The organism is Pseudomonas sp. SJZ074 (genome assembly GCF_007828215.1).
Taxonomy (GTDB): domain Bacteria; phylum Pseudomonadota; class Gammaproteobacteria; order Pseudomonadales; family Pseudomonadaceae; genus Aquipseudomonas.
Genome location: NZ_VIUE01000006.1, coordinates 211216 through 223119, shown reverse-complemented (window position 1 = coordinate 223119; position 11904 = coordinate 211216). Strand labels below are relative to the sequence as shown.

Genomic DNA, 11904 nt, shown 5'->3' with positions numbered 1-11904 from the left:
CTGAATGGGCATAAAAAATCCGATACCAGAGGACTGGTATCGGATTTTCTAGAAAGCCCGGCTTGGACTCAAATGCTTAAGTGAACAGCATTACGGACCTGCCAAGCTTTTCCTGTGGCGAGATTTCATAGTCACCTATCGCGTCCATAGCCAACCGCGATTCGCCGCACTGCCCCGCCGTACCTATTCTTGTATCAATCGATGTCAGGAATAAGGAACCGCATCATGCACAAACGTCACTCCCCCCCTGCAGGCTGGCAATGGCACGCGTTCAACCCGACCCATCTGGTGTTGCAGCTGATCGCCGCGCCCTTGCTCATCATCGCATCGTTGCTGATCATCTCGGGCGCGCTCAAGCTGAACCTGGCGGACATCAGCATAGGCATCATCGCGGTATTCGCCTCGCTGGGACTGTTACGTCAACCTCACTGAACGCCCATGTACCTCAGCCGAAAATCGTCACCGTCTGCCGGCTCATGGCGATCAGACGGCCATCGGCACTCCAGAACTTCGCGGCGACGTGACCGTAGCCGTCCTGGGCGTGCTCGATTTCGGCCAGGTACTTGCACCAGTCCAACGTCGTCAGCGCCAGCACCGGCTGGACGAATTCGATGGTCCAGGTAAGTGTGCTGCCCGGTGCCATTTGTGTCAGGTGAGGCAGCAGCGCGGGCGGCCAGGCATCCACCAGCGCGAGGATGTGGGCTTCATTGAGCGGCTCTTCCTTCACCTCCCCACGCAACCGTACCCAGCCGCCCATGCTGCGGGATTTATTGCCGGTGAACGGCAGGCCCCCAACACTCCAGCGCATCGCCAGGTGACGCATGAACTCTGGTGTGCCGCCCTTGATGTATGGCAGTTCCTGGCAGTGCTCGACGCTTTTGAACTCAGGCGCGGGATCGGCCTGCACCGCCACCACGGAGGAACGTGATGCACCGAAGCTACCTTGCACCACTGTCACCACCTGGCCATTCTGCACCGCGCGCCCCTGCACCTGGCTGACCGCCTTGCCTTCACGCAGCACCTCGACTTCAAAACTGACGGGGACGTCCGGTTCGACCGGGCCGACAAAGGTAATCGCCAGCGAGCGCACCGGACGGTCCGCCGGCACCCGTGCACGCATCGCCTCATACTGCAGTGCCGCCACCAGCCCGCCAAAAGTGGCGCGGCCCTGGCCCCATTCAGGCGCGATGGTCACGGCGTCTGGCTGACGACGCACAGCATCGATCAAATCGGAAAAGCGCATGGCAACCTCGAAAGCATGGGAGAAAGGTGAAGGAATCTTAACCAGCCGGGATAAACGACACAGCGCTCATTCCGGCCAAAGAGGCTGACAGATAGGCCGCCACGTGGGAATCCACCGCAACCTCCCTTGTGGGAGCGGGCTTGCTCGCGAAGAGGCCGGCACATCCAACATTGATGTCGACTGACATGTCGCCTTCGCGAGCAAGCCCGCTCCCACAGGGAGAGGTAGGGGTAGGCTTCAGGACTTCTCGAAGCAGCTGGCAATCAACTTATCGAGCACCTTGTCAGCCTTGGCTTCGGCCTGGGTCATGGTAGTGCGCCAGACCGGTACACAGGGTTGCAGATCCTGTTCCTGCTCGGCCCGAGCCAGCCATTGCCAGCAGTCGTGCCAATCGCCCAGGGCGCCTTGGGCGGACTTGAGTCGCGGCATGGCCGCCTCCGGCAGGCGATCGAGCTCCGGGTAGGCTTCGATCGCATAGCGCACGCGCTTGATCAGCAGCCGTAATCGGTGGCGGTCATGAGCCGGATCACGTAACGCTTCACCGAGTTTTTTCCATTGCTTGTTCAGGCGTTTTTCGATGCGTTTGCGCAATCCCTTGAGCAAGCCCTGGCGCTGGGCGGCGCGAATGAAGCGCGGAAATGCGTCGAGGATCATCAACAGTTGCGTCACCTCCCGGCTCGCGGCCACGGCGGGATAGGCCTCGGCCATCTGCAGCCGACGCCGTTGCGCCGCATCGGTCTTGCCGTGCTGTTCAAGGTAGGCCGCCAGCACTTCACGGTCACGCAACGGCGTGGTCAGGGTGCCGACCGCCGAAGCAGCTGTTTCCAGTTGTTCGACACCCGGCAAGCCGCGCAACGGGCGAAGCAGGCTGCGCAAACGGCGAACCGTGGTCCGCAGGTCATGCAGCGCTTCGCTGTCGGTATGGGCACTCAAGCGGGCCTGGCAGGCCAACAGGCGGACTTCCAGGCCCAGTATCCGGGCCACCAGCCGATCGATCATGGGGGCGTACTCCGTACGCAGCTTCAAACCGCAAGCTTCAAGCTGCAAGTAGAGGTGTGTTGCGTGCTTCTCTTGCAGCTTGTCGCTTGCTACTTGCCGCTGCCGTTATCTTCCTGCGCGGGACTCGCGGATGTAGAAGCGCGCCTTCTCGGCCTTTTTGGAGCAGCCTTCGAAGGCCTCGAATTGCTGCTGGGTCTTGGCACCGGTCAGCAGCGACAGGGCCTTGGAATAGCTGACGGTACCGGCAAACCCTTCGGCCTTGGCAAGGTCCAGTTCATGCCAGGCGGCATCGAGCTGGCTACCGCAGCTGTCACGATAAGCTGTTTTGCCTGCGCAACCGGCCAGGGCCAGAACCATCAGGGATGCTATCAGGGGCAGGCAGTTCCGGGCTTTCATCATTACACCTCAGTCAGGTCAAACAGTCGTGCTGGTAAGACGGTCGCAAAGGCGAAAAGTGCCTTGGCCCGACCGCCTTAATTCAAGTGTGGGCGAGCATACAAAAATGTCACACCAGCGTGTCAAAAAACGACGCCTGTGCCACAACGATTGAGCCGGGCCCTCGATAAGTGCATTGTTGAAGTCTGTTCGACAAGAGGCCGGGTCATGACAAAACGTGTCGCATTGGTATTGGGTTCGGGCGGCGCACGGGGCTACGCCCATATCGGGGTGATCGAGGAAATCGAACGGCGCGGCTACGACATTGCCTGCATCGCCGGTTGCTCGATGGGGGCCGTGGTGGGTGGAATCTATGCCGCCGGAAAGCTCCGGGATTATCGCAACTGGATCGAAAGCCTGGATTACCTGGACGTTTTGCGTCTGGTGGATGTCAGTTTTCGCCTCGGTGCGATCCGCGGTGAAAAAGTCTTCGGACAGATTCGCAAGATCGTCGGCGAACTCAATATCGAAGACCTGCGCATCCCTTACACTGCCGTGGCCACGGACCTGACCAACCAACAGGAAATCTGGTTCCAGGAGGGTTGCCTGCATCAGGCGATGCGCGCCTCGGCGGCCATTCCCAGCCTGTTCACGCCAGTGATGCAAGGCAATCGCATGCTGGTGGACGGCGGCCTGCTCAATCCGCTGCCGATCGTGCCGGTGGTGTCCAGCCACTGCGATCTGATCATCGCGGTCAACCTCAATGCCACCAACCAGCGGCAGTACAGCCTGCCGGTGATTCCACGTCCCGCCGCATTCAAGAGTCGATTCGACAACCTCATCACCTCCCTGGGATCGAAGTTGCCGTTTCGGCGCAAGCAGGCCGAGCAATTGTTACTGCTGGAGCAAGAAGCATTGAAGGCCGAGGCCGCCGACATCAACGCCTGGCTCGAATCCGTCGAACCCGAAGGCCAACAACCGGCCGCGGCGCCGGAGGCCGAAGGCGCACCGAGGTCCGCCACCGGCTCGTTCATCATCGACAACGTCGGCCCGGCCTCGTTGCTGGACTTGATCAACCAGAGTTTCGAAGTGATGCAAACTTCGCTGGCCCAATACAAGATCGCCGGGTATCCCCCGGACGTACTGATCAACGTGCCAAAACGGGTGTGCCGATTCTTCGAGTTCTACAAGGCGCCGGAGCTGATCGCCCTGGGGCGGGAGATTGCCAGTGATACCCTGGATCGGTATGAGAGTGAACGGAGCTGAAGCAACACCCTGATCCTGTGGCGAGGGGATAAATCCCCTCACCACAACAATGCTTGGCTGAAGACCGAGGGATTAAAACCTACCTTCTCCCAACAACCGATACCCCACCCCCGCCTCGGTCACGATGAACCGGGGACGAGTCGGATCGTCGGCCAGTTTTTGCCGCAGGTGGCCGACCACGATGCGCAGGTAGTGGCTGTCCTCGGTGTGGGTCGGGCCCCAGATATCCTTGAGCAATTGGTGTTGGGTGATGACCCGTCCGGGGTGCCGCGCCAGTTGCGCCAGCACGGCGTATTCCTTGCGGGTCAGCGCCACTTCGACGCCGTCCAGCAGTACTCGGCGATACGCCAGGTCCACCGTCAACGGACCGAACGTCAGCGCCGCTTCCCGGGCCTCGCCTGCCGGCGCCTGGCGCAAGAGAGCGCGGACGCGAGCCAGGAACTCCTGGATGCCGAACGGCTTGGTCACGTAATCGTTGGCGCCGTTGTCCAGCGCCTCGACTTTCTGGGCTTCGCTGGCCCGCACCGAGAGCACCAGCACCGGCACCGTCGACCATTGGCGGAACTCGCACAGCACCTGCTGACCATCCATGTCAGGCAGGCCCAGGTCGAGCACCAGCAGATCAGGCTTGTTCAATGCAGCCTGGGCCAGGCCGTCGGCCCCTGTACCGGCCTCCAGTACCTTGTAGCCCTGGGAGGTCAGGCTGATGCGCAGGAATTTGCGGATCTGCGGTTCATCATCGATGACCAGGAGGGTCGCGGTCTGGCTCATGGGGTCCGTTCACTGAAATCAATGGCTGAGAATAACCTAGACCGGCTCAGGCTTCATCGTCCATGCCCGGTTGTGCCTGCAACGGCAGATGCAGGGTGATGCAGGTGCCGCGCCCGTCGATGCCATCGCCTACGCTGATCCGCCCGCCATGGGCGCCCACCATGCCCCGACAGATCGCCAGCCCCAACCCCGTGCCCTGCCCGCCCCGATCACCGCGCGCAGCGGTGTAGAACATGTCGAAGATTTTCTCCCGCTCTGGCTCAGGGATCCCCGGTCCTTCGTCGGCCACGGCAAAAAACACTTCACTGTCCGTCGTGCCGGCGCTTAGCGACAGGCGCCCGTGAGCCGGCGAAAAACGCGCGGCATTCTCCAGCACATTCACCAGGGCCTGTTCGATCAGCGCCGCGTGGACATGCAGCAATGGCAATTGGGCGGGCACCTCGACGCTGACCATCAGCGGTGCCAGCACCGCCCGCAGGCGATTCAGTGCACTGCCGACGATATCCGCCGGCGCCACCCAGTCCCGCGCCAGTTTCAGGGCGCCGTGGCCGAGACGGGTCATGTCCAGCAGGTTCTGGATGTAGCGGTCCAGACGCTCGGCTTCATCGCGGGTGCCTTCGAGCAATTCCCGACGATCCGCCAGCGGGATCGCCTCCCCCAACGCCAGCAGGCTGTCGATGCTGCCACGCATGGCGGTCAGCGGCGTGCGCAGATCATGGGAGACCGAGGCCAGCAAGGCACTGCGCAGTTGCTCGGTCTCACCGTGCAGGCGCGCCGCCTCGAGGTCCTGCGCCAACTGCGCCCGAGCCAGCGCCTGGGCCAGGGGCTGGCTGAGGGCCGCCAACCAGCGCCGACGTTGACCGCTCAAGGGACTGTCGTCTTTCGAACGCACGCCCAACAACGCCAGCGGTCCACCTTCCACTGACAACGGCCACCACCACCAGCGCCCGGATGGCAGAGTCCCGGTCCCGGCACCAGCCGGCTGATCATGCTGCCAGGCCCAGTCGGCCGCCGCGCGTTCGGCCTCGACGAATGTCAACGACTCAGCGGTCTCGACCTTCCAGCCACTCTGCCCCTCTCGATTGAGCAGGCACAGCTGCAAGTCGTGCCAGCCGTTGAAGTGCTGCGCGGCTGCGCTGATCACGGCCTGGCGGTCGGTGGCAGCCGTGAGTTTGCGGGACAGATCGAGCAATTCGCCGGTTTCCTGCTGGGTGTCGCGCAACACCTGCAACTGCCGACGCTGACGGGCAGCGAGGTTGCCGGTCAGGGCCGCCATCAGCAGAAAGAACACCAATGTCAGCACGTCTTCGTCGCGCTGGATGGTGAGGGAGAAATTCGGCGGAATGAACAGAAAGTCATAGGCCAGAAACGACAGCGCCGCGCAGGCCAACGCCGGGCCGAGGCTGCTGCGCACCGCCACCAGCAAGACCGCCATCAGAAACACCAAAGAGATATTGGGTAACTCCAGCAGCCCCGAAATGCCCCAGGCCAACGCACTGGCCGCCACGGTCGCCAGCAACGCCAATACGTAGTCGAAGCCGGTCTGGACGCGACTTGAGTGAACGCGGGCGGGACGTAGTTGTTCCTCACTGTCCAGTACATTGATCTCCAGCCCCCGGGCATCGCGCAACAGGCGTGAGGCCAGGCCGCCACCGAACCATCGTCTGCGCAAACGAGGTCGGGACTGCCCTACCAGGAGCAGAGTGGCTCGACGTTCGATGGCATGCTGGACCAGGGTCCTGGCCACTTCGCCGGCACGCAACAACACCACTTCGCCACCAAGACGCTCCGCCAGTTGCTGGGCGCTTTGCAGGCGCTGGCGCGAGGCCTCGTCCCGGGCACCACCGTTGTCCACATGCACCAGGCTCCACGGCAGATGCCGACGCTGGGCGACGCGGCTGGCATGGCGCACCAGGCGCTCGGCTTGGGCATCGCCGTCTACCCCCACCAGTAACCGCCCCCGCACCACCGGGGCGGCCTGCCCCAGTTGCCGATAGCCCAGCGCCAGATCATTGTCCACTTGCGCGGCGGCAGTCTGCATCGCCAGCTCACGCAGGGCCGTCAGGTTGGTCTGGGTGAAGAAAGCATCGATTGCCGCACGGGCCTGCTCCGGCACATAGACCTTGCCGTCGCGCAGACGCTCCAGCAGTTCACGGGGCGGCAGGTCGATCAGCAGCAGTTCATCGGCTTCCTGCAGAACCCAATCCGGCAGCGTTTCACGAACCTGCACCCCGGTGATGCCGCGCACCTGGTCATTGAGGCTTTCCAGGTGCTGGACGTTGACGGTGGTGTAGACATCGATGCCAGCGGCAAGCAGCTCTTGGATGTCTTGCCAGCGCTTGGCGTGGCGACTGCCGGGGGCATTGCTGTGGGCCAGCTCGTCAACCAGCACCAGCTTTGGCCGGGCGGCAAGCAAACCGTCGAGGTCCATTTCCTCGAGCATCACTCCACGGTATTCGGAGCGGACCAAAGGCTGCTGCACCAGGCCACCGAGCAGCGCTTCGGTTTCAGCGCGACCGTGTGTCTCCACCACGCCGACGATGACTTTCACGTTCTGCCGCAACTGGGTGTGGGCCGCTTGCAACATGGCGAAGGTCTTGCCGACACCTGGCGCCGCGCCAAGAAAGACCTTGAGCCGACCACGGCCAGCGCGGGGCAGATTGGCTAACAGGGCATCGGCGCGGCCGGAGTCGCTCATGGTGTGGTTCTCTTGCTTTCAGATATTGATGCAGTGAGTGTTCCGAGGCCTTCGCGAGCAAGCCCGCTCCCACAGATAATTGCGCTGAACGTGTGGGAGCGGGCTTGCTCGCGAAAGCGTCCTCACAGGTTCAGAGTTTCTCAAGCGCCAGGTTCAACGCCAGCACATTCACCACTGGCGGCCCCACCAGAGGTTGCTCGATGTGAGTGTCGAGCAACTGCTGCAAGGTCGAGACCGGCAGATTGCGCGCCGCGGCGACTCGCGTCAGTTGATAGGCAATCGCTGCCGGTGGCAAGTGCGGATCCAGTCCGCTGCCGGAAGTGGTCAACAGCGCCAGCGGCACCGGCCCCTGACCTGGCACCAAAAGCTTGTGAGCATCATCGATTATCCGCGAGGCCAGGGCCGGATTGCTCGGGGAAAGATTGCTCGCGCCGCTGGCAACCGTGGCGAAGGTGCCAGCCGAGGGACGTGGATGGAACCAGGCATCCCCCTGGAAGTCCTGGGCGATCAGCAATGAACCGCGCACCTTGCCGTCGGCTCCCTCGACAAGGCTGCCGTTGGCCTGGACGGGAAAGGCAACTTGCGCCACACCCGTGACCAGCAGCGGATAAGCGACTCCGGTGATCAGCGTCATCAGGAGCAGCAGGCTCAAGGCCGGGCGAACTAATCTGAACATTCCAAAATCCTCAGTTGAAAACACATTTGTGGCGAGGGGATTCATCCCCGTTGGGCTGCGCAGCAGCCCCACAATGCTCACTCGTTTTACCGGACATATAGAGGTAGGCTCAGACCAGCCCCAACGCCGTCAACAACACATCAATCCCCTTGATTCCCACAAACGGCACCACGATCCCACCCAGGCCATAGATCAGCAGATTACGCCGCAGCAACGCCGCCGCGCTCGCCGCCTGCACCCGCACGCCGCGCAAGGCCAATGGAATCAGCACGACGATGATCAGCGCGTTGAACACAATGGCCGAGAGGATGGCGCTCTGCGGGCTGGTCAGGTGCATCACGTTCAACACGCCGAGCTGTGGATAAATCGAGGCGAACAAAGCCGGCAGGATCGCGAAGTACTTGGCGACATCATTGGCAATGGAAAAGGTGGTCAGTGCTCCACGGGTCACCAACAGTTCCTTGCCGATCTGTACCACGTCCAGCAACTTGGTCGGGTCACTGTCGAGGTCGACCATGTTGGCCGCCTCCCGCGCCGCTTGCGTACCGTCGTTCATCGCCATGCCGACATCGGCCTGGGCCAGGGCCGGGGCGTCGTTGGCACCGTCGCCGCACATGGCGACCAGCCGACCGTCATTCTGCTCATGGCGGATACGCGCCAGCTTCTTCTCCGGCGTGGCCTCGGCCAATACGTCATCGACACCCGCTTCGGCGGCAATCGCGGCGGCGGTCAGTGGGTTGTCGCCAGTGACCATCACGGTACGGATGCCCAGCTTGCGCAATTCGGCGAAACGTTCGCGGATACCCGGTTTCACCACATCCTTGAGATGGATGGCGCCCAGCAGCTTGCCGTCCACGCACACCAATAAGGGCGTGCCGCCGCTCTGGGCGATCTTGTCGACCTCTTGGGCAAGCATCGACGGCAACTGGTTGCGCGGCAGGCCGATAAAACCCAGCAGCGAATCCACTGCCCCCTTGCGGTATATCCGCCCCTGATGATCGACACCGGACAAACGGGTTTCAGCGCTGAACGGTACCGCCGTCAGCGATTGCAAGGCAGGCTCGGGCTGCGGATGCAAAGCCCGCAGATATTCCACAATGGACTTGCCTTCAGCCGTGTCGTCCGCCAACGAGGCCAACAGCGCGCCTTCGGCCAGCGCCTTGATGCTCACACCAGGGGCGGCATGAACCGCTGCACAACGACGATTGCCGAACGTGATGGTGCCGGTCTTGTCCAGCATCAGCACGTGCACATCCCCCGCCGCTTCCACCGCGCGACCGGATTTGGCGATCACGTTCAGGCGCACCAGCCGATCCATCCCGGCGATGCCGATGGCCGACAGCAACCCGCCGATGGTGGTAGGGATCAACGTGACCAGCAGCGCCACCAGGAACACCAGTGGCAGGCTGCCGTTGGCAAAGTGGGCGAACGGTTGCAGTGTCACCACCACCAACAGAAAGATCAGGGTCAGGCCGATCAACAAGATGTCCAGCGCCACCTCGTTCGGCGTCTTCTGCCGCTTGGCACCTTCGACCAAGGCGATCATGCGGTCCAGGGTCGACTCGCCGGGGTTGCTGGTAATGCGCACCAGCAACCAGTCGGAGACCAACCGCGTGTTGCCGGTGACCGCCGAACGATCACCGCCGGATTCACGAATGACCGGCGCAGACTCACCCGTGATCGCCGCCTCGTTGACCGCGGCAATACCTTCGATCACCTCGCCGTCGCCCGGAATCATCTCCCCCGCCTCGACGCGCACCACATCGCCCTTGCGCAAACGGGTGGCGGGGACGACTTCAAAACCATTGGCAATCCGGCGCCGTGCGCTCAGGCCTTCGCTACCAGCCTTGAGGCTGTCGGCCCGGGCCTTGCCATGCCCTTCGGCCAGGGCTTCGGCGAAGTTGGCAAACAGCACGGTGAACCACAGCCAGAGCGCGATCTGCGCGGCAACGAATGTCGGCACGGCACTGTCGGGAATAAAGCACAGCACAGTGGTGAGGACTGCCGTCAGCTCCACCACCAGCATCACCGGCGCACGATGCAACTGACGCGGATCGAGTTTGACGAAAGCCTGTATCAACGCCGGCCGCCACAGGGCGGAGATGGCGGTTTTCGCGGCTTGCGGTGCCTGAGTGGAGACTGCTTGGGGTGCGGGCATATTCATCATCGGATCCTCAGAAACCCATGCTCAGGTGTTCGGCAATCGGGCCCAGGGCCAGGGTCGGCAGGAAGGTCAGGCCGCCCACCAATAAAATGGTCACGGTCAGCAAGGTCACGAACAGCGGGCCGTGGGTGGGGAAACTGTTCTGGCCGATCGGGGCGGTTTTCTTCAGCGCCAGGCTGCCGGCCAACGCCAGCACCGGCAGGATGTAGCCAAAACGGCCGATCAACATGCCCAGGCCCAGCATCAGATTATGGAACGGCGTGTTCGCACCGAATCCGCCGAATGCCGAACCGTTGTTGGCCCCTGCCGACGTGTAGGCGTACAGCAACTGGCTGAAACCATGGGCGCCGGGGTTGCTCACCGCAGCGGCAGGCCCGGGCAGGCTTGCGGCGATGGCGCCCAGCACCAGCACGCTCACGGGCATCACCAACAGGGTCACCACCAGCAACTGCACTTCCCGGGCGCCCAGTTTCTTGCCCAGGTATTCCGGGGTGCGGCCAATCATCAAGCCGGCCAGGAACACCGCGATCAGCACATTCAACAACATCCCGTAGAGCCCGGCCCCGACGCCACCGAAGATCACCTCGCCAACCATCATGTTCACCAGCGCGACCATGCCGCTGAGGGGGTTGAGGCTGTCGTGCATGGCGTTGACCGAGCCGTTGGACGCCGCCGTGGTGGTCACCGACCACAGCACCGAGGCGGTGGTGCCAAAGCGCGCCTCCTTGCCTTCCAACGGTGCGACCTGCTCCACGGCCGCATCGGCCAGTGCCGGGTTGGGTCGGTATTCGGCCCACAACGAAGTCGCACCGCCGATCAAGAAAAGCGCGAGCATGCAGGCGATGATCGCCCGACTCTGACGCAGGTCCTTGACGTAATGGCCGAACGTGAACACCAGTGCGGCGGGAATCAGGATGATCGAAGCGAGCTCGAACAAGTTGCTCCAGGCCGTCGGGTTCTCGAACGGGTGCGCCGAGTTGACGCCGAAAAAACCGCCACCGTTGGTACCCAGTTGCTTGATCGCAATCTGGCTGGCAGCCGGGCCCAACGGGATCACCTGGTCGGCCCCTTGCATCGTCACTCCGTGCACATAGTGCGCAAACGTCTGCGGCACGCCCTGCCACACCAGGAACAAGGCCAACAACAGGCACAGTGGAAGCAACCCGTAGAGGGTGGCCCGGGTCATGTCGACCCAGAAATTGCCAAGGGTCCTTGCCGATTTACGCCCGATTCCGCGACACAGTGCTACCAGCACAGCCAGGCCGGTGGCGGCGCTGACAAAATTCTGCACGGTGAGGCCAATCATCTGGCTCAGGTAGCTCAAGGACGCTTCACCGCTGTAGGACTGCCAGTTGGTGTTGGTCATGAAACTGACGGCCGTATTGAAGGCCTGGGTCCATTCCATGCCGGGCAGTTGCTCGGTGTTGAGCGGCAAGTACCCTTGCAACAGGAGAATTGCGAACAGCACCACGAACCCCGCCAGATTGAAAGCGAGCAAGGCCAGGGTGTATTTCTGCCAGCTCTGCTCGACCTGCGGATCGATCCCGGACAGCCGGTAACAGCCTCGCTCCAGTGGACCGAGGACCGGCGAAAGCCAGGTGCGCTGGCCTTCCATGACCCTGTAATAGAACAGCCCGAGAAATGGAGCCGGAATCAACACCAGCGCGAAAAAGGCGAGGATCAGCCCGTAGTCATAACCGTGCATAACCGCT

10 protein-coding genes are annotated in these 11904 nt (G+C 62.5%); 2 read left to right on the top strand and 8 right to left on the bottom strand.

Going from position 1 to position 11904, the window contains the following annotated elements; genetic code table 11:
* The first annotated feature begins 225 nt into the window (after positions 1–225).
* A complete protein-coding gene (locus tag FBX99_RS10500) occupies positions 226–432 on the top strand; it encodes a hypothetical protein (protein ID WP_178111882.1) in 207 nt (68 codons plus the stop codon).
* 13 nt (positions 433–445) lie between these two features.
* On the opposite strand, the gene FBX99_RS10495 is transcribed toward FBX99_RS10500, so the two are convergent.
* From FBX99_RS10495 to FBX99_RS10485, 3 genes are all read right to left on the bottom strand, one after another.
* Positions 446–1243: an acyl-CoA thioesterase II gene (locus FBX99_RS10495; protein ID WP_145131505.1), complete on the bottom strand. Its 798-nt coding sequence runs from the start codon at positions 1241–1243 to the stop codon at positions 446–448.
* A gap of 237 nt (positions 1244–1480) precedes the next feature.
* Positions 1481–2242 carry a CHAD domain-containing protein gene (locus FBX99_RS10490; protein WP_144927180.1) on the bottom strand — a complete coding sequence of 254 codons (762 nt, stop codon included), beginning with the start codon at positions 2240–2242 and terminating at the stop codon, positions 1481–1483.
* Positions 2243–2347: 105 nt separating this feature from the next.
* A complete protein-coding gene (locus tag FBX99_RS10485) occupies positions 2348–2638 on the bottom strand; it encodes a hypothetical protein (RefSeq protein ID WP_144927451.1) in 291 nt (96 codons plus the stop codon).
* A 207-nt stretch (positions 2639–2845) separates the two neighbouring features.
* On the opposite strand from FBX99_RS10485, the gene FBX99_RS10480 reads away from it, so the two are divergent.
* Positions 2846–3883, top strand: coding sequence for a patatin-like phospholipase family protein (locus FBX99_RS10480; protein ID WP_145131502.1), 1038 nt, complete (start codon positions 2846–2848; stop codon positions 3881–3883).
* Positions 3884–3955: 72 nt separating this feature from the next.
* Here FBX99_RS10480 and FBX99_RS10475 read toward each other — a convergent pair whose 3' ends face one another.
* The 5 genes from FBX99_RS10475 to kdpA form a co-directional block, all read right to left on the bottom strand.
* Positions 3956–4654, bottom strand: a complete 699-nt coding sequence (locus tag FBX99_RS10475; RefSeq protein ID WP_145131499.1) for a response regulator — start codon at positions 4652–4654, stop codon at positions 3956–3958.
* A 46-nt stretch (positions 4655–4700) separates the two neighbouring features.
* Positions 4701–7352: a sensor histidine kinase KdpD gene (locus FBX99_RS10470; protein ID WP_145131496.1), complete on the bottom strand. Its 2652-nt coding sequence runs from the start codon at positions 7350–7352 to the stop codon at positions 4701–4703.
* 130 nt (positions 7353–7482) lie between these two features.
* Positions 7483–8028: a potassium-transporting ATPase subunit KdpC gene (gene kdpC, locus FBX99_RS10465; protein ID WP_145131494.1), complete on the bottom strand. Its 546-nt coding sequence runs from the start codon at positions 8026–8028 to the stop codon at positions 7483–7485.
* A gap of 109 nt (positions 8029–8137) precedes the next feature.
* Complete coding sequence (gene kdpB / locus FBX99_RS10460) at positions 8138–10192, bottom strand: potassium-transporting ATPase subunit KdpB (protein WP_145131491.1); 2055 nt, start codon at positions 10190–10192, stop codon at positions 8138–8140.
* A gap of 10 nt (positions 10193–10202) precedes the next feature.
* Positions 10203–11897, bottom strand: coding sequence for a potassium-transporting ATPase subunit KdpA (gene kdpA, locus FBX99_RS10455; RefSeq protein ID WP_145131488.1), 1695 nt, complete (start codon positions 11895–11897; stop codon positions 10203–10205).
* Positions 11898–11904: the final 7 nt, after the last annotated feature.